22 protein-coding genes and 1 pseudogene are annotated in these 21,474 nt (G+C 71.4%); 15 read left to right on the forward strand and 8 right to left on the reverse strand.

The window, feature by feature from the left end:
- Positions 1 to 84: 84 nt before the first annotated feature.
- From OG758_RS41905 to OG758_RS41920, 3 genes and pseudogenes are all read left to right on the forward strand, one after another.
- Positions 85 to 1,662 (forward strand): hypothetical protein, encoded by a 1,578-nt coding sequence (locus tag OG758_RS41905; RefSeq protein WP_326714666.1) that lies wholly within the window; start codon positions 85 to 87, stop codon positions 1,660 to 1,662.
- A 483-nt stretch (positions 1,663 to 2,145) separates the two neighbouring features.
- Positions 2,146 to 3,390, forward strand: coding sequence for an MFS transporter (locus tag OG758_RS41915; RefSeq protein ID WP_326714667.1), 1,245 nt, complete (start codon positions 2,146 to 2,148; stop codon positions 3,388 to 3,390).
- Between the two features lie 86 nt (positions 3,391 to 3,476).
- Positions 3,477 to 4,339, forward strand: a pseudogene (locus OG758_RS41920) (helix-turn-helix domain-containing protein).
- 18 nt (positions 4,340 to 4,357) lie between these two features.
- On the opposite strand, the gene OG758_RS41925 reads toward OG758_RS41920, so the two are convergent.
- A complete protein-coding gene (locus tag OG758_RS41925) occupies positions 4,358 to 4,690 on the reverse strand; it encodes a DUF6233 domain-containing protein (RefSeq protein WP_326714668.1) in 333 nt (110 codons plus the stop codon).
- Positions 4,691 to 4,803: 113 nt separating this feature from the next.
- Here OG758_RS41925 and OG758_RS41930 point away from each other — a divergent pair, with 113 nt between their 5' ends.
- Together OG758_RS41930 and OG758_RS41935 are read left to right on the forward strand one after the other, a co-directional pair.
- On the forward strand, positions 4,804 to 6,033 hold the full coding sequence (locus tag OG758_RS41930; protein ID WP_326714669.1) for an MFS transporter: 1,230 nt from the start codon (positions 4,804 to 4,806) through the stop codon (positions 6,031 to 6,033).
- Between the two features lie 110 nt (positions 6,034 to 6,143).
- Complete coding sequence (locus OG758_RS41935; RefSeq protein WP_326714670.1) at positions 6,144 to 6,575, forward strand: VOC family protein; 432 nt, start codon at positions 6,144 to 6,146, stop codon at positions 6,573 to 6,575.
- Between the two features lie 5 nt (positions 6,576 to 6,580).
- Here OG758_RS41935 and OG758_RS41940 read toward each other — a convergent pair whose 3' ends face one another.
- Positions 6,581 to 6,856 (reverse strand): hypothetical protein, encoded by a 276-nt coding sequence (locus OG758_RS41940; RefSeq protein WP_326714671.1) that lies wholly within the window; start codon positions 6,854 to 6,856, stop codon positions 6,581 to 6,583.
- Between the two features lie 137 nt (positions 6,857 to 6,993).
- Positions 6,994 to 7,137, reverse strand: coding sequence for a 50S ribosomal protein bL37 (locus OG758_RS41945; protein ID WP_159032477.1), 144 nt, complete (start codon positions 7,135 to 7,137; stop codon positions 6,994 to 6,996).
- A gap of 203 nt (positions 7,138 to 7,340) precedes the next feature.
- Between OG758_RS41945 and OG758_RS41950 the strand changes: the two genes are divergently transcribed.
- From OG758_RS41950 to OG758_RS41970, 5 genes are all read left to right on the forward strand, one after another.
- Positions 7,341 to 7,910 carry a TetR/AcrR family transcriptional regulator gene (locus tag OG758_RS41950; RefSeq protein ID WP_326714672.1) on the forward strand — a complete coding sequence of 190 codons (570 nt, stop codon included), beginning with the start codon at positions 7,341 to 7,343 and terminating at the stop codon, positions 7,908 to 7,910.
- A gap of 102 nt (positions 7,911 to 8,012) precedes the next feature.
- The gene (locus OG758_RS41955; RefSeq protein ID WP_326714673.1) at positions 8,013 to 9,206 is read left to right on the forward strand and encodes a GDSL-type esterase/lipase family protein; all 1,194 of its coding nucleotides are present in this window, start codon (positions 8,013 to 8,015) and stop codon (positions 9,204 to 9,206) included.
- A 229-nt stretch (positions 9,207 to 9,435) separates the two neighbouring features.
- Entirely contained in the window at positions 9,436 to 9,636 is a 201-nt protein-coding gene (locus OG758_RS41960; protein ID WP_326714674.1) for a hypothetical protein, read from the forward strand.
- On the forward strand, positions 9,612 to 10,547 hold the full coding sequence (locus tag OG758_RS41965) for a hypothetical protein (RefSeq protein ID WP_326714675.1): 936 nt from the start codon (positions 9,612 to 9,614) through the stop codon (positions 10,545 to 10,547). Before OG758_RS41960 ends, OG758_RS41965 begins: the two co-directional genes overlap by 25 nt.
- Positions 10,548 to 11,056: 509 nt before the next feature.
- A complete protein-coding gene (locus OG758_RS41970) occupies positions 11,057 to 12,688 on the forward strand; it encodes a PucR family transcriptional regulator (protein WP_326714676.1) in 1,632 nt (543 codons plus the stop codon).
- Here the strand turns inward: OG758_RS41970 and OG758_RS41975 are convergent.
- Both OG758_RS41975 and OG758_RS41980 read right to left on the reverse strand, forming a co-directional pair.
- Positions 12,642 to 13,040, reverse strand: a complete 399-nt coding sequence (locus OG758_RS41975; protein WP_326714677.1) for a TOBE domain-containing protein — start codon at positions 13,038 to 13,040, stop codon at positions 12,642 to 12,644. The genes OG758_RS41970 and OG758_RS41975 overlap by 47 nt on opposite strands.
- Before the next feature lie 48 nt (positions 13,041 to 13,088).
- A complete protein-coding gene (locus tag OG758_RS41980; protein ID WP_326716214.1) occupies positions 13,089 to 13,673 on the reverse strand; it encodes a helix-turn-helix domain-containing protein in 585 nt (194 codons plus the stop codon).
- Between the two features lie 113 nt (positions 13,674 to 13,786).
- Here OG758_RS41980 and OG758_RS41985 point away from each other — a divergent pair, with 113 nt between their 5' ends.
- From OG758_RS41985 to OG758_RS41995, 3 genes are all read left to right on the forward strand, one after another.
- On the forward strand, positions 13,787 to 14,743 hold the full coding sequence (locus tag OG758_RS41985) for a class I SAM-dependent methyltransferase (protein ID WP_326714678.1): 957 nt from the start codon (positions 13,787 to 13,789) through the stop codon (positions 14,741 to 14,743).
- 130 nt (positions 14,744 to 14,873) lie between these two features.
- Positions 14,874 to 15,056 carry a hypothetical protein gene (locus tag OG758_RS41990; RefSeq protein ID WP_133305482.1) on the forward strand — a complete coding sequence of 61 codons (183 nt, stop codon included), beginning with the start codon at positions 14,874 to 14,876 and terminating at the stop codon, positions 15,054 to 15,056.
- An 82-nt stretch (positions 15,057 to 15,138) separates the two neighbouring features.
- Positions 15,139 to 15,501: a GNAT family N-acetyltransferase gene (locus tag OG758_RS41995; RefSeq protein WP_326714679.1), complete on the forward strand. Its 363-nt coding sequence runs from the start codon at positions 15,139 to 15,141 to the stop codon at positions 15,499 to 15,501.
- Between the two features lie 35 nt (positions 15,502 to 15,536).
- On the opposite strand, the gene OG758_RS42000 is transcribed toward OG758_RS41995, so the two are convergent.
- Positions 15,537 to 15,827 carry a hypothetical protein gene (locus OG758_RS42000; RefSeq protein ID WP_326714680.1) on the reverse strand — a complete coding sequence of 97 codons (291 nt, stop codon included), beginning with the start codon at positions 15,825 to 15,827 and terminating at the stop codon, positions 15,537 to 15,539.
- A 356-nt stretch (positions 15,828 to 16,183) separates the two neighbouring features.
- On the opposite strand from OG758_RS42000, the gene OG758_RS42005 reads away from it, so the two are divergent.
- On the forward strand, positions 16,184 to 17,665 hold the full coding sequence (locus OG758_RS42005) for an APC family permease (protein ID WP_326714681.1): 1,482 nt from the start codon (positions 16,184 to 16,186) through the stop codon (positions 17,663 to 17,665).
- On the opposite strand, the gene OG758_RS42010 is transcribed toward OG758_RS42005, so the two are convergent.
- Positions 17,646 to 19,229, reverse strand: a complete 1,584-nt coding sequence (locus tag OG758_RS42010) for a PucR family transcriptional regulator (protein ID WP_326714682.1) — start codon at positions 19,227 to 19,229, stop codon at positions 17,646 to 17,648. The genes OG758_RS42005 and OG758_RS42010 overlap by 20 nt on opposite strands.
- Positions 19,230 to 19,322: 93 nt before the next feature.
- Here OG758_RS42010 and lysA point away from each other — a divergent pair, with 93 nt between their 5' ends.
- Entirely contained in the window at positions 19,323 to 20,597 is a 1,275-nt protein-coding gene (gene lysA, locus OG758_RS42015) for a diaminopimelate decarboxylase (RefSeq protein WP_326714683.1), read from the forward strand.
- Positions 20,598 to 20,671: 74 nt separating this feature from the next.
- On the opposite strand, the gene OG758_RS42020 is transcribed toward lysA, so the two are convergent.
- Positions 20,672 to 21,373: an alpha/beta hydrolase gene (locus OG758_RS42020; protein WP_326714684.1), complete on the reverse strand. Its 702-nt coding sequence runs from the start codon at positions 21,371 to 21,373 to the stop codon at positions 20,672 to 20,674.
- Between the last annotated feature and the right edge of the window lie 101 nt (positions 21,374 to 21,474).

Below are 21,474 nucleotides of genomic sequence, written 5' to 3' on the forward strand. Positions count from 1 at the left end.
CCGTCCTCTACGACCCGGACGTCCCCGACTCGGTGGAACGTCGCCACGACCCTCGCCGGCCTGGAGAACGCCGTCGCTGCCACGGTGGACCGGGCCCGCGACCACGGTCTCGCCACTGTCGCCGATCTGCGCGGCCGGTTCGACGCCGACGACGTACTCGCCACGTACCGCTGGCAGTTGGACCATCTGTTCCCGCGCTGTACCCACACGCTTGTGGCCGGACTGCCGCCGACGAGGACCGTACGTGCCGACGGCGTGCAGTGGCGCGAGCTCGCCCGCGAGGCCGAGCGCGTGCGCGACTCGTCGAACCGGCAGGTGCGCACTTTCGACCTGAGCGCGGAACTCACCGGCGAGGACGGCGTCTACCTCCGCTTCCAGGACTCCTACGGAGACGACGGCTGGGGCGCGTCGGTCGGCTCGGTCGCGGTGAAGGCGGACGGGCAGGTGGTCGCCTCCTTCACGCCCGGCACGGACGCCGAGACCCCGTTCCTCTTCGACGGCGTCAACTCCTCGATGGGCGGGGACGCCAACCGGTTCTGCGACGGCGGCGGTTACTTCATCTACCGGTTCACCGCGCCGGCCGGCACCCGGGAACTCGTGGCCGAGGTCGACGTGTGGAACCAGTACCTGGTCACCGCGACGACGACGGCACCCACGCGCATCGAACCGTTCCCGTACTTCCGGGACTACGCGGTCGCGAGCCGCGCCATGGTCGTATGGCTGCCGCCGTCCGGCGGGACGGGCGAGCTCCTCGACGAGATCTTCAGCCGCGTCGAGCCCACCACCCCCTACGCCGGCTGGTTCTCCAACGACGTGGCGGGGGAGTGGGGTGGCGTCGACCGGGCCTCGCAGCACGGCATCGAGGTGGTGCCCGCCGACTTCTACATGAATGGCACCGTGCACGCCGGCGTCCCGGCGAAGGTCTCCGCCGAGATCCGGCCCCGCCGGAAGTCCACCCTCCGCAACCGCGTCTACCTCACCCTCACGTTCGGCGAGGGCGACAACGTCCAGTACTGCCAGCGCCACATGCGTGACATCTGGGACGATCCGAAGCGCGGCGCCGTCCCCGTCAACTGGACGGTCAGCCCCCTGCTCGCCGACATAGGACCCGCGCTCCTGGCGTACTACCAGAAGTCCGCCACCGGCAACGACCTGCTGATCGCGGGCCCCTCGGGCGCGGGCTACACCTATGCCGGTTCCTGGCCCGAGAAGGCGCTCGACGCGTACACGGCACTCACCGGACGCTTCCTGCGCCGCACAGGGCTGGATCTCGTCTACGCGTACAACCCCCGCAACGCGGCCGGCGACGGCTGGGTGCCTTTCGACGAGCGCGTCGTCCGCTCCTACCGGGACCACACGCAGGTGCGCGGCATCATCCAGTCCTGGGAGACGGGGGATCTCCAGATCAGGCCCGCGGGGCTGCCCGTGATCGGCAACTTCTTCCCGCAGGGAAAGGCGGCCGAGTACCGGGACGGGCTGCTCAAGCACATCAAGGACTGGGACGGCGGCTCACCGCTGTTCATCGCGGGTGCCGTGAACGCCTGGAGCTGGACCCCGAGCGATGTCGCGGAGCTCGGCGAACTGCTCGGGGACCCGTTCGAGATCGTCCGCGGTGACGTCTTCTTCGACCTGCTGAACCGGGCCGGAAGCCGGGAGGACTGAGAGGTCGGGAGCCCCTAGGCGGGCCGGCTGCGCCGCCTCGTAGTGGTGAGCACCGCCGCCGCGCCACTTCACCCACGCCGGGCCGTCGAGCAGCATCTCCGCGTCCGGCAGCCCGGCCCGGTGCAGGAACTCGACGACTTCCATGTCGGAGTGCGCGAGGCCGAGTTTCTGTCCGGGCACCGGGCACCGTCACCCTGCGCCCACTCGGGGGCGAGGGGCGGTGCACGACTGTCGGCGCGACGTCCATGAGCAGGGTCATCCGAATGCTGGGCGCGTGCATCCGGTGGTCAGGCGTTTTTGCTGGAAGATAGAGACAGAGCCCCGCTCGGCCCACCCCCCCCGGCCGGGCGGGGCTCGCTCTGTGTGTGCGGGCTCCCCCAGCGGTTCTTCGTCGGCGACATCACGCAACTCTCTTGTTATTGCAAGTAATGTGCAACAAACTGTTCCGGTCCTTACCGCCTGCCCCAGGACACGGAGCCCGACATGCCGGTCATGCCCCAGCTGATGCCCGAAGCGGGACCTCGGCGCGTCCTCGCCGCATCGAACTTCGTCAACGCCGTCGGCAGTGGCCTCTACCTGACCGCCGGAGTCCTGTACTTCACCCAGGACGTCCGTCTCCCCGCGACGCAGGTGGGACTCGGACTCGGTGTCGCCGGCTTCGCCTCGCTCGCCATGGGCATAGCCGCGGGCCACCTCGCGGACAGGCGCGGAGCGCGCGGCGTCTACGCGGCGACCATCGTCGTGCAGGCGCTGGCGACGGGGGGCTTCGCCCTGGTGGGCAGCTTCTGGCCGTTCGTCCTGGCGGTCTGTGCCGCGACCGGGGCGCAAGCGGCGGGACGGGCCGCGCGCAGCCCTCTCATCAGGCACTTCGGCGGGGACCGGCCGCAGGAGTTCCGCGCCTACCTCCGGGCCGTCACCAACATCGGCATCTCCCTCGGCGCACTGCTGGCGGGCTTGGCCCTCCAGGTGGGTACCCACACCGCGTACCAGCTCCTGGTCATCGGCAACGCGGTCGCCTTCGGCGCCTCCGCGGCCATCCTGCTCTTGCTGCCGGCGGTCGCTCCGGAACCCACGGCCGCGGGCCCCCGCTGGATCGCGCTGCGGGATCGGCCCTACCTCCTCCTCACGGCGCTGGACGGCATCATGGCGATCCAGTTCAAGGTGCTCACCGTGGCCATTCCACTGTGGCTGGTCGTCGCCACGAGCGCACCGCACTGGCTCATCTCGGGCACGATGCTCGTCAACACCGTCATCGTCATCGCCCTCCAGGTGCGGGCCGGCCGCACCATCAACTCCCCGGCGGCGGGTGGCGGCGCGTACCGGCGGGCAGGCGTGGTCTTCCTCGTCTCCTGTTCGCTGATCTCGCTGTCCGCGGGCGTCCCGACATGGGCCGCCGTGACGCTCCTCATGGCCGCGGTGGTGGTCCACACGGTCGGCGAACTGTGGCACTCCGCCGCGGGGTTCGAGGTGTCCTTCGCCCTCGCCCCCGAACGGGCCACCGGCCAGTACCTCGGCGTGTTCGGTCTGGGTGCGGGCCTGGCGGACGCGCTCGGCCCCAGCCTGCTGATCGCGCTCTGCATCACGTGGGGCCGGCCCGGCTGGTACGTCGTCGGCGCCTTGTTCACCGTCACCGGCTTGGCGGCCCCCTTCGCCGTGCGCTGGGCTCAACGGCCTGTGCCCGCGCGGGAGATGCCTCTCGAAGCGGGGCGGCCCGTTTCCCAGGTCTGAAATGCGGCCGGGCCATGCCGTCTGAATTGCGACCGAGTAATTCCGGTCGGCCGAGTGATACCGAGGGCAGCCCTCGGACCAGCCGGGTGAATCGCCTCAATGAGCTGGGTGAGTTCCTCAAGGACCGGCGCGCCGAGCTCAGCCCCCGCACGGTCGGGCTGCCGGACAGCGGTGGGCCGCGGCGCGTGGCGGGACTGCGCAGAGAAGAGGTCGCGCAGCTGGCCTCGATCAGCACCGACTACTACACCCGCCTCGAGCAGGGGCGCATACAGGCGTCGGCGCCGGTCCTCGGCACGCTGGCGCGCGTACTGCACCTCGACGACGATCAGCGCGACTACCTGTTCGGGCTGGCGGGGAAGAGCCCGGTCGGTCCCGGCAGCGCACGCGGCAGAAGGTCCAGCCGCAATTGCAGCGCCTGCTGGACGACCTGAATGCCACCCCGGCCATCGTGATGGGCCGGCGTATGGACGTTCTCGCGTGGAATTCGCTCGCTGCCGCACTGGTCACCGATTTCGGCCGGATCCCGGAGAAGCAGCGAAATTACGTCCGGATCATTTTCACCGACCCGGCGATGAGGGCCTTGTACGCGAACTGGGAGACGGTCGCGCGTACCAGTGTTGCCCAGCTGCGCAGGGAAGCCGCCAAGTATCCCGACGACCCGCGGCTGACGGCTCTGGTCGGTGAACTGTCGGTGCGGGACCCGCACTTCCGCCAGTGGTGGGCCGCCCACCACGTCGCCATGCTGCGGGTGGGGACCAAGGTGCTCCACCACCCCGTCGCCGGTGACCTCACGCTCGACTGGGACACCCTGACGGCGAGCACCGATCCCGACCAGCAGCTCGTGGTCTGGACTGCCGAGGTCGGCACGCCCAGCCATGACGGGCTGCGCATTCTCGCGTCCTGGGCGGCGGATCACCCGGAGGCCGCCTCGGAACCGGCGCGCTGCTGACGGGCGCCCGTCACCGGGTCAGTCCAGCACTCCGAGCACCCCGTCGGGGTTGCAGTGCGGGCAGGCCGGCACCTGCTCCCACAGTGCGCGGCGCGCTTGGTCGTCCGTGACGCCTCGCGACCGCTTGCCCGCCATGTGGCAGCCGCCGACGTGCACGTACACAGGCGCGCGTCCGCCGAGCCCCATCTCGATCAGCCAGTCGGGGGCCGGCGGCCGGTCCCGTTCGCCGCGCTGCTTCTCGGCTTCCTGCCGCTCAGCCTCCGCGATCTTGCGGCGCACCCGGTCCAGGGACAGCACGAGCCATGTCTCCAGCGTGCGGAGCCTTGACAGGTCGGGCGGCAGTTCGGACATGTGTTCGAGTCTACGACGGTTTCCGGCCAGGCAGCGCGCACGTCAAATGGCCCAAGCTCAAGGCCATGAATTGCCCCACAGGGATGGGCCGCTCTGCGCGTACCGTCCATGACATGCCGAACCCGCTGCCGCCCGCCGGCCCTCAACGCACCCTCGCCCTGGCCCAGTTGAGCAACTCGCTCGGCGACGGCGCCTACTACGTCACCTCGGCGCTCTACTTCACTCACGTCGTCGGCCTCGCGCCCGCCAGGATCGGCCTCGGCCTCACCGTCGCCTGGGCCGTCGGCTCGGTCGTCGGGGTGCCCCTCGGCAGGATCGCGGACCGCCGGGGCCCGCGCGGAACGGCGGTCCTGCTCGCCCTCGCGACCGGCGCCGCGGTCGCCTCCTTCCTGGCCGTACGCGAATTCCTCCCGTTCCTCGTGGCTGCCTGCCTCTACGCGAGCGCGCAGTCGGGACTCGCGGCCGCACGTCAGGCGCTGCTCGCCGGTCTCGTGGCCAAGGAGGACCGCACGGGCGCGCTCGCCCACCTGCAGTCGACGCTCAACGCGGGTCTGGCGGTGGGCGCGGCGCTCGGCGGCCTCGCGCTGTCCGCAGGGACGAGGTCGGCGTATCTCACGGTCTTCGCGATCGACGCCCTGAGCTTCGTCCTCTGCGCGCTCGTCCTGCTGCGGCTCCCGGCCCTCGCACCGGCGCCGGCCGTCCGGGGAGCGAAGCTCGAAGTGCTGCGGGACCGGCCCTATGCCGCCGTGACCCTCCTCAACACCGTCCTTCTCCTGCGGATGCCGCTGCTCAGCGTCGGGCTCCCGCTGTGGATCAACGAGCGCACCGACGCCCCCACCTGGCTCGTCTCCGCGCTCTTCATCCTCAACACCGGCGCCGTGATGCTCTTCCAGGTCCGCACGGCCCGCTCCGTCTCAGGCCTCCCCACTGCGGCCCGCGCCATCCGCCGGTCGGGCGTGCTCATGCTGCTGGCCTGCGGTGTCTTCGCCGCCTCGGCCGCCGGCTCGGTCTGGGCGGCGGTCGCCGCCCTGGTCGGTGGGTCGGTGCTTCTGGTCGCCGCCGAGATGCTCCAGTCGGCCGGATCCTGGCAGCTCGGCTTCGACCTCGCCCCGGCCGGACGCGTCGGCGAGTACCAGGGCTTCTTCGGTACGGGCGTCACCGTCGCCCGCACACTGGGCCCGCTGCTGCTCACGGCGCTGCTGATGGGGATGGGAACGACCGGATGGTTGCTGCTGGGCGGCCTGGTCCTGGCGGCGTCGTACGCGCTGGGGCCGGTGGCGCGGTGGGCGGCGAAAACGCGCCAAGATCCGGCGCCCGTACCGATCGCGACCTCGACGGCGTGACCTCGATGCCGCCCACGGGTAGGTCCACGTCGTCCGACGTGGCAAGCGTGACCGACGCTCCGTCACCGCGCAGTCTCCCGAACAGTCTCCCGAAAGGAGACCGGCCCACCATGACCGAACTCGACTCGCCGATCCCGCGGTTCCACCTGGCCATGCCCGTGGACGACCTGGCTGCCGCCCGGCACTTCTACGGCGAGGTGCTCGGCCTTGAGCAGGGCCGCAGCGCCGACACATGGGTGGACTGGAATCTCCACGGCCACCAGTTCGTCACCCACCTCGCGCCCACCCGCGCCCGGCACGTCCACAACCCTGTCGACGGACACGACGTGCCCGTACCGCACTTCGGCCTGATCCTCGCCATCCCCGCGTTCCAGGAACTCGCGGAGCGGCTCCGTGCCGCGGACACGAAGTTCGTCATCGAGCCCTACGTACGCTTCGCGGGCGAGACCGGCGAGCAGTGGACGATGTTCCTGCTCGACCCGGCGGGCAACGCCCTGGAGTTCAAGGCGTTCGCCGACGACTCGCAGGTCTTCGCCGCCTGAGAGCGCTATGCACCTGAGCCGTCACCCGCCTTCGCCTTCACGTCCGCCTCGACGTCGCTCCTGGTGAGGCCCTCGTCCTTGGCGTACTCGGTGACGGCCTCCTGGACATCGCGGGCCAGGTCGCGCCACGCACGCCAGGCCGTCTCGTACGTCTGGGTCTGGGACTCGCTCCGCGGCTCGAGCCCCGGTGGTCCGTAGCCGTCCCGCAGTCTCAGGACCTCGTGGTGTGCCGCGTTCGCGGCCTGCTGTCTCTCGACGAGTTCGTCGAAGGTGTGTGCCACGCAGCGGATCCTAGGTCGCCGTGAAGGCGATCCCGGTCAGCGCTCGCGCGGGTGACACGAATGCCGGAGGGGTGTGAGCGAAACGGGTCAGGGGCGGCGCCGTCCGGCGCCGCCCCTGACCCGTCCGGCGAGGGCCCTCAGGACTGGGGGCGCTTGCCGTGGTTCGCGGCGTGCTTGCGGCGGGCCTTCTTCTTGCGGCGTCGCTTCGAGGACATTGCTACCTCCCAGGTGTCGCTGTTCTTCGGTCCTGCCTGGATGAGCGGGCCCACCCAGACGATCATCCGGCCGCCTACCCAAGGGCGCGACCGGTAATGACGTGGCCCATGCCACCACTCCCGCCCCCGATCGGCCGGGCGGCGCGCCGCTGCGGCGATCCGCGCTGCGGGCGGCCCTGTTCCCCTCCTGTGCTCACTAAGATGTATACGTATTTGCCTAAAGGTATTAGGCAGCTGCATAATCGCTATCGTTGATTGGAGTGAAGGAAATGGTGCGAGTAGGGCTGAGCAGGGAACGCCTGATCCGGGCGGGCGCCGAGCTGGCCGACGAGGTCGGGTTCGACAAGGTGACCGTCTCGGCGCTCGCGAGACAGTTCGACGTCAAGGTCGCGAGCCTGTACTCGCACCTGAGGAACTCCCAGGAACTCAAGACCGGGATCGCGCTGCTGGCCCTGGAGGAACTCGCCGACCGGGGAGCGGCGGCGCTCGCCGGGCGCGCGGGCAAAGACGCCCTCGCCGCCTTCGCGAACGTCTACCGCGACTACGCCAGGGGACACCCCGGTCGCTACGCGGCGGCCCAGCTGCGGCTCGACCCGGAGACGGCGGCCGCCAGCGCCGGCGTCAGGCATGCGCAGATGATGCGGGCGATCCTGCGGGGCTACGACCTCACGGAGCCGGACCAGACCCACGCGGTCCGGCTCCTGGGCAGCGTCTTCCACGGCTACGTGAGCCTGGAGATGCAGGGAGGGTTCAGCCACAGTGCACCCGACTCGCAGGAGAGCTGGTCGCGGATCCTCGACTCCCTCGACGCCACGCTGCGGAACTGGCCCGCACCCTGACCGCGGCCCCACCCGACCGCGAACGCATGGGCGACGGCGGACGCATCGGCGACGGCGGAACAACTCCAGCCACTCAGGCATATTGATCAACAGGTTGAGGCAATGCACATGAACGACAACTGGACCACCACTCCCGTCACCCCGGAACTCGTGCGTGGCGCGTACGAGTTGGAGCGCACCGAGCACGGCGTGCTCCCGCACCGGCTGCCCGCGCGGGCCCGCGCGCAGTGCTCCGACGCACAACTCGCCATGGCGGAGTCCCAGCCCGCCGGCGTACGGCTGGTGTTCCGCACCCGGGCCACCGTCATCGAGCTGGACGCGCTCCGCACCAAGATGGCCTACAAGGGCACTCCGCCCCGTCCCGACGGCGTGTACGACCTGCTGGTCGACGGCCGCCTGGCCGCGCAGGCCGGCGTCACCGGCGGCAACGTGCAGATGATGGACATGACCACCGGCACCAGGGAGACCCGGCCCGGCCCCGTCGGTACCGTGCGGTTCACCGGGCTGCCCGACCGCATCAAGGACGTCGAGATCTGGCTGCCGTACAACGAGATCACCGAGCTGGTCGCCCTGCGCGCCGACGCCCCGGTCGAGTCCGCGCCGGACAGCGGACGCAAGGTGTGGCTGCATCACGGCAGTTCGATCAGCCACGGCTCGGACGCCGCGAGCCCCAGCACGACCTGGCCGGCGTTGGCCGCTTCCCTCGGTGGCGTGGAGCTGATGAACCTCGGTCTGGGCGGCAGTGCCCTGCTCGACCCGTTCACCGCGCGTGCCCTGCGGGACACCCCCGCGGACTTGATCAGCGTCAAGGTCGGCATCAACATCGTCAATGCCGACCTGATGCGCCTGCGCGCGTTCGCCCCGGCGGTGCACGGCTTCCTCGACACGATCCGCGAGGGACACCCGACCGCACCGCTGCTGGTCGTGTCGCCGATCTACTGCGCCATCCACGAGGACACCCCGGGCCCCAGCGCCCCGGACTTCAGCAATCTCAGTGCGGGCAGGCTCCAGTTCGTGGCCGCCGGTGACCCGGCGGAGCGGGCGGCGGGGAAGCTGACGCTCAACGTCATCCGGGACGAGCTGGCGCGCGTCGTGAAGCAGCGGGCGGCGGAGGATCCGCACCTGTTCTACCTCGACGGCCGCGACCTCTACGGCGAGGCGGACTTCGCCGAGCTGCCGCTGCCCGACCAGCTTCACCCGGACGCCGCCACCCACCGGCGCATGGGCGACCGCTTCAACACCCTGGCCTTCGGCACGGACGGGCCGCTCGCCCTCCCGGCGTGCGACCGTCCCTGAGGCTCATCCCCGCCGACAGGGGAGTGGCGTCACCCCTGGCGTGCGGCGCCGAGCCTCTGTTCCGTCAGGCGCATCGCGACGCGTACCGCCGCGACCGCGCCGACGGACAGGGCGACGGAACCCCGTCATCGGAGGCGCTGCTTCAATACGTGGAGCGACTGCTGTAGGTGGCGGCGAGAGGGCCTGCGGCCTGTGCTCGAGCTGAGCGCTCGCTGAAGGGGAGGGCGATGTGGCAACTGTACGAATGATCATTGTGGTGGCGGTGACCTGGGTTGTTCTGACGGCGCTGTTCCTGGCGCCGTCGGTGCTTCCGGCCTCGTGGCAGTACTACATCTACTCGCCTGCGAGCGTCGGCCTGTGGATGCTTGCCATGCTGTGCGGACCCGTGATCACGGTCTTCCTGAAGTGGAACTGGATCAGGCATGGCTGACCGCCTCCCAGGCCACCTGGAGGCGCTGGCTCTCCGGCCACCGGATACCCCGCAGTGACGCCGGCGCCGTCCTCGAGTTCATGCTCGGCGTCGGCGTCGAGACGCTGCTGCGGCCCGCGGTGGAGCGCGGCGTCGTACTGTCGCAGATCGCACCCAGCGCCGCGCGGGACGCGGCGCGGCTCCTGAACTCCATGTTCGACACGTCCTACCTGGACTCCCTGGGCCGGGCCTCCGGCATGGAGGGCGTGTGGCACCTGGACGGCCAGCGGTTCTTCGACGGAACCTCCGTCGCCGTCCAGCTCTACGAGGCCGACGAGCAGGACGGCCGCGTGGTCATCGGAGCCCACCACCACACGCACGTACGGGCCTTCACGCGGGCCACCCGCCGCGCGCTCCAGGAGCGCCTCGCCGACGGTGGAGCCGCTCCCGAGCGGGTGTTCTGCATCCCGGCTACGGACGCCGGGGCGAGCCAGCGCTACGAGCGGATCCTGCTGTGGCTGGCCGTGGCCATGATGGAACGCGACGGGCAGAAGTTCTCGGTGTGCGCCGAGCCCGAGTACAAGCGCATCGACGGCTTCGTGCTCGTGCCCGGACGCCGCGTCATCTCCGCCAACTGGCTCGGCTCCGAAGGCATCTGGCATGTCGACACCACCGACAGCCTGGCCGATGTCAGCGCCTACGCCCAGGTCGTCGACCACGCCCGCAGTCAGAGCGTCACCAAGAGCTACAGCTCGGAGGAGCGGCTGCGGTCGCTCGCCCACCATCTCGACCTCGACTGGGGCTGGCTGGTGCGGCGCGGCCGCGAACTGGGCGCGTACGGCATCGCGGGGATGCTGCGCCCGCGCAGCCGCCTCATCTTCGTCGAGGCACTCGAACGAGTACTGCGGTTCGCGGGTGAGTTCGACGACTGAGGGTGACGGTGGGGTCGGGGACCGGGCCCGTGATCGGGCCCGGTCTGGCCGCCGGGGCGGGCGGGGTCGTTTGCGGGTCGTTGGGGGTGTGACCCGGGCCCGGGAGAGCGGTGCCGCACCCGGCTACCCGGCGGTAGGCGTGCCGGGTGGGCGCCGATCTCACACCTGGAAGAGGGAAACGACCCCGGAACGACCCTGGTTTCCCGTAGCTCAGCCCGGGCCGGACCGACAGAGTTGATGTTCGTCGCGGAGGCCGTTTCGCCACGCGACAGCCACCCTGGACAAGACGCACGCGAGTCACAACGGGCGTCCGCCGCACGGAGGTTCGGACGACTGGTTCGCAGCACGGAATCTCCACCTCTCAGGGGCGGGTCCTTGGATGTTCAACCAAGACCCATATCGCTCGCGCGCTCTGGCATTTACGATGCGATGACTCGCACTCGCCTGGCGAATGTGAGAAACGGGGTGCCGCTTTCCTGCGTCCCCGGGTACACAGGGAGTCAGAGCACATGCACATCGAACATCTCCTGAGGGACGAGTCACTCGGCCTGCGCCTGCTCTGGGCCGACGAACCGCACCTGCGGCAGGAGATCAGCGGCGTGACCGTCACCGACCTGGAGGACCCGGCCCGCTTCGTGCGGCCGGCCGAGGTCGTGCTCAGCGGCCTGGTGTGGTGGACGCAGCGGAGCGGGCGGGCCAAGGCGGACCGGTTCGTCTCTGCGCTGCGCACGGCCGGCGCGGCCGTGCTCCTCGCGGGGGAGGAGACGCACGGCGCCGTCCCGGACGACCTCGTCGAAGCGTGCCGCCGCCACGGGCTCCCCGTCGCGGCGGTCCCGGCGCACATCATGTTCCGCGCCATCACGGACACGGTGTACCTCCAGCAGTGGGGCGAGCTCAGCCGCCACCACGCCCTGCCCGAGAACGTGCGCACCACGCTGAGCCGGCTCCTGGCGCAGGAGGCGGACCCGGCCGCGATCGTCGACGCCGCGTTCGCCCACCTCGACCGGCCGGTCGCCTACGTCCTCACACCGGCGGGACGCACCGTGGCCGCCACCGCCGCCTCGGCCGATCTCCCGACGCGGGACGCCGCCACCCTGATCACGACAGGCACGGCCCCCGCACAGAGGACCAGCCGCAACTCCTCAGGAATCAAAGCCGGTCCGGCGCTCGGCCGGGCATCCGTCACCGTGCCCGTCCAGGCCGACACCGACACGGTCTCGCCCTACGAGCGCTGGCATCTTCACGTGCCCGACGCCGACGACGCCCCGCCGCGCATGCTGCACGAGATCGCGGAGGTCCTCGGCCGATGCCAGGAGATCCGGGCCCGCCGCCGGGCCGACGGGGGCCGCGCGGTGCGCGAACTCGGCACGCTGCTCACCGCGCCCGACACAGACAAGGCGGCCCTCGAAGCCGCGCTGCGCGGCTGCGGGATCCCCGACGAGGGCCCGTACCGCGTGGTCGTCGCCGAAGTCGGCTCGGGGCGTGAGGACTGGGCGCAGGGCGCGCTGACCGAGGCGGCCGCTCATGTCCCGCACACCGGCGCCGCCGTGGGCCGGCTCCCCGACGGCACCGCGTTCGCCGTCATCGCAGGGGCGGACGCCGTGAGCGCAGCGCTGGCCGACGTATGGCCGTTGCTCGCGGCCGGCGAGCCGTCCGACCCGCTGCACGCGGGCATCGCCTCCCCGGCCGCCGCGCCCCGGAACCTGAACGGCACGCTGTCCGAGGCCCGTTACGCCCTGACCTCGGCCCGCACCACCGCGCCCGGCGGCTCGCGGCTGACCGACGCGGCCTCGCTCACCGGCCTGGAAACGCTGCTCACCGGCGTACCCGCCGAGGTGCGCGCCGCGTTCAGCCGCACCGCGCTGGGCCCCTTGCTCGACGAGACCAACGCGTCCGCGTCCGCGCTGCTGCAGACCCTGGAGACCTTCCTCGCCTGCGACGGCTCATGGGCGCGCACGGCGGAGGTACTGCACCTGCACGTCAACACCGTCCACTACCGCATCCAGCGCATCGAGCACTTCACCGGCCGTGACCTCTCCCGGCTCTACGACCGCGCCGACCTCTGGGCCGCGCTCCTGAGCCGCGAGACCCCGGCTACGAACGGTCGATGTGCACGCTCGTCGACTTCACGCGAGCGGTGACGGTGACCCCGACGGCGAGGCCCAACTCCTCGACAGCCTCACGCGTCACCATCGACACCATCCGGTGCGGCCCGGCCTGGATCTCCACCTGCGCCACGACGTCGTCGGCCTTGAGCGCCGTCACGATTCCGGTGAACGAGTTGCGCACCGACGTGCGCGGAGCCTCTGACACGCCCCGATCGGCTTCGGCGGCCCGGCTCTTGGCGAACCGCGCGAGACCGGCGCCGTCGATCACACGGTTCCCCGTCCCGTCCCGCCCCATGGTCAGCCGGCCGCTGTCGGCCCACCGACGCACGGTCTCCCCACTCACCCCGAGCAGGCGCGCGGCCTGGCCAATGCTGTACGACGACACATCGGAACCTTAGCCGTGCCGGGTGCAGGGCTCTTGTGGGGAGGCGGCTCACCGGTGGGGCTTGGCGCGGACGTGCATCCGTTCCCCCTGGCGCCCGAAGAGGCTGAGGAGTTCGACGGGCCGGCCGTCCGCGCTGCTGAACCAGTGCGGGACCCGGGTGTCGAACTCGGCGGCCTCGCCCGGGCCGAGGACCAGATCGTGCTCGGCGAGCACGAGCCGCAGCCGGCCGTCCAGCACATACAGCCACTCGTAGCCCTCGTGCGTACGGAGATCCGGCTCGCAGCCCCGGTCGGCGATGACCATCTTGTACGCCTGAAGAGGGCCGGGCGACCGCGTCAGGGGCACGAACGTGCCGCCGCTCGGCATCGGGCGTGGCGTGAGCCGGACCCGGGGATCCCCCACCTCGGGAGCGCCGACCAGCTCATCCAGGGGCACACCGTACGCACCGGCCAGCGGCAGCAGCAGCTCAAGGCTCGGGCGGCGCTGTCCGGACTCAAGACGGGAAAGGGTGCTCTTGGAGATGCCGGTGACCTCCGACAGCGCCGCCAGGGTGAGACCGCGCCGGTCGCGCAGCCGTCTCAGCCGCGGGGCCACCTCGTCGAGGACCGCTTGATAGGGCACTGGTTTGTCCATGTCGTCCGTGTCGTCCACGTCATCCGCATCGGCCATGTGGGCATCTCATCCGGCTGTCCCGGAAATGGCAACACAGATTGCCGTTCACGCGCGACGGGTGCACGCTCCTGGCCATGAGCACACACAGCAGTCCCGCGCAGAGCCACGGACACGAGAACGGGCATGGTCACGGGCATGACCACGGTTCCGACAGCACCGAGATCGACTGGGAGGCCATGGCCGACACGCTGGAGAACAACGGGGAACTGCACCTCCCTGTACTGCGGCAGACGGCGGCCCGACTCGCTGAACTGCTCGGCCCCGACAAAGAGGTCCGCCGCATCCTCGACATCGGCAGCGGCCCGGGCGTGATGACCTGTGCGCTCGCCGAGGCCTTCCCGGACGCCGAAGTCGTCGCGGTGGACGGCGCGCCCGCACTCCTCGACCGGGCTCTGGCCCGAGCCGAGCGGCTCGGACTCGGCGACAGGGTGGCGATCCGGCACGCGGAACTGCCCGGCGACCTGGAAGGCGGCGACGGGCACGCGGGCGGCGGTCTCGGCGAGGCCGATCTGATCTGGAGCAGCAAGGCCGTGCACCACATCGGTGATCAGCAGGGGGTACTGGACGCGCTCACCGGCGCGCTGCGGCCCGGCGGCATGCTCGCGGTCGCCGAGGGCGGACTGCCGATGCGCTGCCTCCCCCGCGACATCGGTATCGGCACGCCGGGTTTCCAGGCGCGGCTCGACGCCCTGCAGGAGTACTGGTTCGAGCGGATGCGCTCCGAGCTGCCGGGCAGCACCAGCACGGTCGAGGACTGGCCCGCGATGCTCGCCGCGGCAGGACTCACGGACGTCGGCAGCTTCACGTACCTGCTCGACCTGCCGGCGCCCCTGGGCGGGACCGCCCGCACGTTTCTGCGCAACCAACTGACCCGGCTGCGCGACGTGATGAGCGAGTCCTTGGACGCCGACGACCGCAAGACGCTCGACGTCCTGCTCGACGGCACGGCGCCGGAGGGCATCCTGCGACGCCCCGACGCGTTCGTGCTCTCGGCCACCACCGTCTTCGCGGGTGTGCGCCGGGCGTCCTGACGGCCGGCGGGCGGGGTGCTCCGTCTGCGTGGAACGTGAGAGCTCGTTTGTGTGATGTGCCTGTGTGGCTGTCGTGATCCGCGTTCCCGGCTGTGCTTACCGTGGCCTCTCGTCGAGGGTTGGAGCGCGCATGCCCGAGCAGGAACTTGAAGTGGAGACGCGGCGGGAACCGTCCGTGCCGTTGGGTGTCGGGGTGCGGCGGGCCACGCTGGACGACGGTCGTGTGGTGACCATCGTGTGCGAGGCGGGGCTGCCCCAGAACGAGGTGAACGCCATCGCCGCGCGCGTGGCCGAGTCGAGCCTGAGGCGTTGACACGTCGACGCCGCAACGCCCCCGCGCAGCCGCGGGGGCGTTGCGGTGTGCCGGGCAGAGGCATGTGAGCATGCACAGGCACGTGAGCGTTCAGCGCCGGAGCACTCCGCGCTCAGGGGAGCCGCGCCGGGCCGGAATCCGGCTGGTGGCCGAGTCGGACGAGGGCGAAGTGGTGGGCCACACGCTCTGCCGCGTCGAGAGACGAGAGGCGTCCGTGATCACCCTGCCCGCCGCGGTGGTCTCCATGGAGCAGCCGGCCGTGGACCCCGCCGGCGCTCGGAGCGGGGTCGGCGCGGCGCTGGTGGAAACCGTCCGTGAAGTGGGACGCCGAGCCGGATGCCGGCGCCTGGTCGCGAGCGTAGGGGAGTTCAACGCCGCGGCACGGCCGTTCTACGAGGCCATCGGGCTGCGGCTGATGCGGGTGCGGATGGACCAGCCGCTGTAAGGCGTCCGCGGCGGGGACAGGGCCGGTGCCTCACGTCACCCGAACAGAACGGCGGGGCGGGACATGAGCCACCTCTGGACGGCGAGCGCGACGGTGTCGTCGAGGGCGCTGAGCGCGTCGATGGCCTCCATGTCGTCGGGGTGGGGCGGGATCCCGGCGGTGGTGAGCGTGGCGTTAAGGCTGAGGCGGTGCCGGTCGCAGGAGGTCAGGCACGTGGGGGCCGGCGGAGCCAGGTCCAGGCGCTGCGCCGGGTCGGGCAGCGGGAGCAGGAAGTCGCCGCCCGCGTCGAGGTCGGGGGTCGGCAGGACGGTGGCAGCAGAGTTCATGGCACTTCCTCACGACGGTCGGACTATGTCGGTCTGTGTCGGTCAGGAGGCTGCCGGGCAACCGGTTGGTTGCGTCCTGACGGACACAGCACCCGAACGCCGTAATCACCGCACAAAGGCGGAAATCAACTGCCAATCGGAGAAGGCGCTTTCACCTGCGCTTTCACCTGCGCATTCGCCTGTGTAGCCACCCGCACCTCCGGCGATACGACGCACAGTGCGCGCACCTGTCGCATCGGCCAAAGCGTCCTGCCGCTCTTGTACGGATCCGACGTTGAGCGCGCGGTCCGGGTGCCGCAGCATCCCCCGCAGCGCCTCGCGATCCACCGCGGGGCGTGGGACATCCAGGAGGACGCATGCGCGTGACGGCCCGTCAACTGTGCCGCCGTAAGCCGCTGGAGAGCATGATCGGCGAGGCGGAGGGCGAGGCCTCCGGGCCCGGCGGTCTGCGGCGCAGTATGGGGCTGACGCAGCTGACCCTGCTGGGGATCAGCTCCGTCGTGGGCACCGGCATCTTCTTCGTGCTCGGCACCGCGGTCCCCAAGGCGGGACCGGGCGTGGTGCTCTCCTTCGTCATCGCGGCGGCGGTCGCGGGACTCGCGGCGCTCTGTTACGTAGAACTGGCCGGCGCGATCCCGGTGGCGGGCAGTACGTACTCGTACACCTACGCCTCCCTCGGCGAGGGGGCGGCGTATCTGGTCGCCTGGTGTCTGATCCTCGAGTACGGCGTCGCGGTGTCCACCGTGGCCGTGAGCTGGGGGCAGTACCTCAACGAACTCACCGACGCGCTCTTCGGGTTCACGCTGCCCGACGCGATCAGCCAGCCGCCGGGGGCAGGGGGAGTGGTGAACATCCCGGCGCTCGTCGTGGTGCTGCTCTGTTCCCTGCTGCTGGCGCGCGGCACACGCGAGTCCGCACGCCTCAACGCCGTGATGGTGTGCGTCAAGCTGAGCGTCCTCGTACTGTTCGTCGCCGTGGCGTTCACCGCGTTCCGGGCCAGTCACTTCGCCGACTTCGCGCCGCACGGAGCGTCCGGCATCGGGGTTGCCGCCTCCGCCGTCTTCTTCTCCTACGTCGGCTTCGACACCGTCGCCACGGCGAGCGAGGAGGTCCGCAATCCGCGGCGCACCATCCCGCTCGCGCTGCTCCTGACGCTCGGCGCGGTCACGGTGCTGTACATCCTGGTGTCCCTCGCGGCGGTCGGCGCACAGCCCACCGGCCGGTTCGGTGCGCAGGCCGACGCGGGCGAGGCGGTCCTCGCCGAGATCCTGCGCGACGTCACCGGCGCGGGGTGGCCCGTCGTCCTGCTGTCGGCCGGTGCCGTGGTGTCGATCTTCAGCGTGGTGCTGGTGACCCTCTACGGGCAGACGCGCATCCTCTTCTCGATGGCTCGCGACGGGCTCGTCCCCGAGATCTTCCGCCGTGTCGACCGCAAGCGGCACACGCCGGTCGGCAACACATGGATCGTGGGCGCCGGCGTCGGAGCGCTGGCCGCGCTCGTGCCGCTCCAGTACCTGGCCGACCTGACCAGCATGGGAACCCTCGTCGCGTTCGTGGCCGTGGCGGCGGCCGTGGTCGTCCTGCGCCGCATCGCCCCCGACGCGCCGCGGCCGTACAAGGTGCCCCTGTACCCAGTCGTGCCGATCGTGTCCGCGGCGTCCTGCCTCTACCTCGCGTGGCTGCTGCCGGGCATCACATGGGCGCTCTTCGGTGGGTGGCTGGTGCTCGCGGCGGCGCTCTACCTGGTGTTCGGCCGTCGACACTCCGCCCTGCGCGAGCGGGCCGTCGCACACGAGCACGCGGCGGCCGAGGCATCGACTACCGCTGCGCAAGCCTGAGTTCGAGCCAGGCGGCAAGCCGCACCTCGCGGTCGTCGAGGTCCAGGCCGAAGAGTTCACGAACGCGCCGCAGCCGGTAGCGCAGGGTGTTGGGATGCACCCGCAGACCGACTGCGGCGCTCGCGACGTCGCCGGTCGCGTCCAGCCAGGCCGTGACCGTCGCCGCGTAGTCGGTGCCCTGCTCCGCGTCGTGCGCCAGCAGCGCGGCGACCCCGGGCAGCCGCAGCCACGGCTCCCGACGCAGCTCGTCGGCAAGCCGGTTCAGCAGGACGACATGGCGTACGTCCTCTGCGGTGGCCGTGGGCGCGCCGGCCCGGCCGCCGTCGGTGGCCCGGAGGATGTCGTCCGCCTCGCGCCGCAGCGCACCGGCCCGCAGCAGATCCGGGTACGCCCGCGTCACCACGGCCCGCACCGGCGTACCGAGGGCAGCCCGTACGGTGCCCAGCGCACCGTCCGCGAACCTCCGCGCGGCGGCGGGCGAGAGCGAGGTCAGCAGCACGTACACCGCACGGGTCGACGCCGTCACCGTCGCCGACGGGAGATGCGCCGCGCAGTACCGGACCAGGGACGACTCCAGGTGGGCGATGAGGGCGCTGCCCTCGTCCGGGGCGAACGCGGCCAGGCACACCTTCTCCCCCTGGCCGAGCCGGAGCCGCGCCGCCGCCTCGTCGGCCGGCGGTCCGTACCCCTCCAGGAGCGCGCGCAGGGTGTCCCGGCGCATGCGCTGCTCGGTCTCCGTCGAGTTCAGCGCGCGCAGCAGATGCGGGGCCGCCAGCCGCGCCGCGTCCCGCAACGCCGACTCGGCCTGCTCCGACAGGCCGCCCTCCGGCTCGATCGCCCACAGCGTCCCCAGTGGCAGCGTCCCCGCCCGCACCGCGACCGCCGCACGCGCCAGCTCGTCGCGGGCCCGGGGGAACCGGACCACGCCGTCGGCCGCCAGCACGTCGCGGTACTGCTGCCGCTGTCCCGGGTCGTCAGGAACCCGCCGCTCCAGGATGCCGCGCTCGCGCAGACTGTCGATGCGCTGGCCGGGGACGTTCGAATAGGCGACGACATGCTGGTCCAGGTCCTCGACCGCCACCGAACCGCCCACCACCGCGGCCACCGCGTCGGCCAGCGAGAACAGCTCCTCACTTCCGGCGGGGGCCGACGGGGACAGGTCACCCACTCCGTACGCCGCGAGCGCGCAGCCGATCTCGGCATCCACGTACCGCCACGGCACCGCGTCGCCGGCGGCAAGCACCGCCAGGGAGCACCGTTCGGCCTCGGCAGTCAGCCGATCCGCCTCCTGGCCACGGCACTTGACGACCACCCCCGCGTATCCCTCCGCCGCCGCGCGGCGCAGCACGGTGCCCGTACGCGGATCGGCCACGTCCGCGCCGACGAGCAGCAGCAGGGCCGACGGGGCCGCGGGCAGCGGGTCGCCCGGGTCGTGGATGACAGTGCCGCGCACGGGGACGTCGAGGCCACCGGGCGCTGCCAGTACGCGGAGGGGGCCGGTGGAGCCGACCAGGAAGCGCAAGGAACCCGCGGCCCGACCATCGGGGATTGTCCGATCAGACAACGGGGGCCTCGATTCCTGGGGCGGGACGCCGGTGAAGGCGACGGGGGAAGCCGTCAGGATAGGCCCATCGACCAGGGACAGGAGCCATCGCCCATGAGCGCCACGACCGCCACCTCAGATATCGTCGGACTCTTCCCGAAGGGGACAGATCTCGCCCCGGACGGCGAGATCGTCGTCGGCGGATGCCGCCTCGACGACCTCGCCGAGCGCTTCGGCACCCCCGCCGTCATCGTCGACGAGGGTGCTCTCAGGGCCCGGGCGCGCGAGTACGTGGACGCCCTGAGCCGTCATTGGCCGAACGGACAAGTCGTTTTCGCTTCGAAGTCCTTCCCATGCACCGCCGTCGTCCGGGTGATGGTCGAGGAGGGGCTCGGCGTGGACGTCGCCGGCGGCGGCGAACTCGTCGCCGCACTCGCCGCGGGCGCCGACCCGGCCCGGCTCGTCGTCCACGGCAACGCCAAGACCGACGAGGAACTCGCCATGGCGGTCGGCGCCGGAGCCGGCACGATCGTCATCGACAACTTCGACGACATCGACCGCCTGGAGAAGATCGTCACGGACGAGCAGCGCGTCCTGATCCGCGTCATCCCGGACGTCGAGGCCGACACCCACGAGGCGATGGCCACCGGCCACGCCGGTTCCAAGTTCGGCCTCTCCGTGCCCGACGCCGTGCGCGCCGCGGCCCGGCTGCGCGCCAGTGACCGGCTCCGCCTCGACGGCGTGCACGTCCACGTCGGCTCGCAGCTCCTCGACACCGCCCCGTTCGCCCGCGCCGTCGAGGCCATCGCCTCCCTCGGCGAGCTGGGCGAGCACGCCGTGTACGACCTGGGCGGCGGCCTGGGCGTCCGCTACACGTACGCGGACCGGGCACCGACGGTCGACGAGTACGTACAGACCCTGACCGACGCCGCCCGCGCCCACCTCCCCGCGAACGCCCGCCTCATCATCGAGCCCGGGCGTTCCCTGGTCGCCGAGTCGGCGCTCACCCTCTACCGAGCGGTCACCGTCAAGCGGGGCCGTCCCCGCGCCCTCGTCGCCGTCGACGGTGGCATGGGCGACAACCTCGAACCGATGCTGTACGGCCAGCGCTTCGAGGCGACCGTCACCTCCCGCGTCGGCGGCGGCGAACCCTGCGACCTGGTCGGCCGCCACTGCGAGTCGGGCGACACCCTTATCCGTGACGTACCGCTGCGGACACCGGCCGTCGGCGACCTGATCGCGGTACCGGTCACCGGCGCGTACTGCTACTCGATCTCCAACAACTACAACGGCGCCCGCCGGCCCCCGGTCGTCTTCTGTCACGACGGCGAGGCCCGCGCGGTGGTCCGCCGCGAGACGTACGAGGACCTGCTACGCCGCGACCAGTGACGGTGTCCTTATAGGGGAGTGGATAGGGGAGTCGTGATAGGGGAGTGGTGCCTGACGGCCGCCGGCCCCCCCGGCTACACCGACCGGGCGACGGCCGCCACCACCTGGGCCGTCGCCAGGCCGAAGGCGCGGACGGAGGCACCGGCAACGCAGCGGCCCACCGCCGCGTCGTACACGCAACCGAGCACCCCGGCATGATCAGTGGCCTGTTCGCTGAGTGCGCAGTCCCAGCCGTGCGCGCGCAGCGCTTCGTGCAGTTCCCGCGAGGAGTCGACGGAGGCTGAGGCGTCGTCCGTGCCGTGCACGAGGCGTACGGGCACACGTGCCGTCGCGCGCCCGAGCGCCTGAAGAGGCACGGCCCCCGTGGTACGGGCCGGGCGCCGGTAACCGCCCGCGATGCCGACGACCGCGGCGGGTGGCCGGCCATCGACCAGTTCCGGGTCCAGAGCCACCCCCAGTGCGGCGCCCGCACCCGCCGACCAGCCGGCGACGACCACCTGCCGGGAGCCGCCGGCGAAGTCGCGGGCGAACCGCAGCGAATCGGTGAGATGCGCGCGGCCCTCGTCGGGGGTGTCCGAACGCCAGTCGGGGACGAGGACGGTGAGGCCCAGTCCGGCGATGTCCTGGGCCAGCGGGACCATCACGTCGCGCTCGTCGGTCCCGATGCCGTGCCACAGAAGGACACAAGGACCGTCGGCCTGCGGCGAGTTGTGGATGTCGACACGCTTGTGCTCCCTGCCGGTGGGATAGGAAACGGTGCGGATCGTTGCGCTCAAGGCCGTTCCTCCTGGCCGCCGGAATGCTGCATCATGACCGTTGCTGAGAGCCTCGGTGGCTGTCAGCATTCCGTGCATTGTGGCCCGGAAGGTCCGTCTCA

The sequence above is a fragment of the Streptomyces sp. NBC_01474 genome, from assembly GCF_035918215.1.
GTDB classification, from domain to species: Bacteria; Actinomycetota; Actinomycetes; order Streptomycetales; family Streptomycetaceae; genus Streptomyces; species Streptomyces aureus.

Bases quoted from the DNA above. Each gene is read 5' to 3' on its own strand.
- OG758_RS41915 (WP_326714667.1), top strand. From the start codon at position 2,146: ATGCCGGTCATGCCCCAGCTGATGCCCGAAGCGGGACCTCGGCGCGTC.
- OG758_RS41925 (WP_326714668.1), bottom strand. From the start codon at position 4,690: ATGTCCGAACTGCCGCCCGACCTGTCAAGGCTCCGCACGCTGGAGACA.
- OG758_RS41930 (WP_326714669.1), top strand. From the start codon at position 4,804: ATGCCGAACCCGCTGCCGCCCGCCGGCCCTCAACGCACCCTCGCCCTG.
- OG758_RS41935 (WP_326714670.1), top strand. From the start codon at position 6,144: ATGACCGAACTCGACTCGCCGATCCCGCGGTTCCACCTGGCCATGCCC.
- OG758_RS41945 (WP_159032477.1), bottom strand. From the start codon at position 7,137: ATGATCGTCTGGGTGGGCCCGCTCATCCAGGCAGGACCGAAGAACAGC.
- OG758_RS41950 (WP_326714672.1), top strand. From the start codon at position 7,341: ATGGTGCGAGTAGGGCTGAGCAGGGAACGCCTGATCCGGGCGGGCGCC.
- OG758_RS41955 (WP_326714673.1), top strand. From the start codon at position 8,013: ATGCACATGAACGACAACTGGACCACCACTCCCGTCACCCCGGAACTC.
- OG758_RS41970 (WP_326714676.1), top strand. From the start codon at position 11,057: ATGCACATCGAACATCTCCTGAGGGACGAGTCACTCGGCCTGCGCCTG.
- OG758_RS41980 (WP_326716214.1), bottom strand. From the start codon at position 13,673: ATGGACAAACCAGTGCCCTATCAAGCGGTCCTCGACGAGGTGGCCCCG.
- OG758_RS41985 (WP_326714678.1), top strand. From the start codon at position 13,787: ATGAGCACACACAGCAGTCCCGCGCAGAGCCACGGACACGAGAACGGG.
- OG758_RS41990 (WP_133305482.1), top strand. From the start codon at position 14,874: ATGCCCGAGCAGGAACTTGAAGTGGAGACGCGGCGGGAACCGTCCGTG.
- OG758_RS42000 (WP_326714680.1), bottom strand. From the start codon at position 15,827: ATGAACTCTGCTGCCACCGTCCTGCCGACCCCCGACCTCGACGCGGGC.
- OG758_RS42005 (WP_326714681.1), top strand. From the start codon at position 16,184: ATGCGCGTGACGGCCCGTCAACTGTGCCGCCGTAAGCCGCTGGAGAGC.
- lysA (WP_326714683.1), top strand. From the start codon at position 19,323: ATGAGCGCCACGACCGCCACCTCAGATATCGTCGGACTCTTCCCGAAG.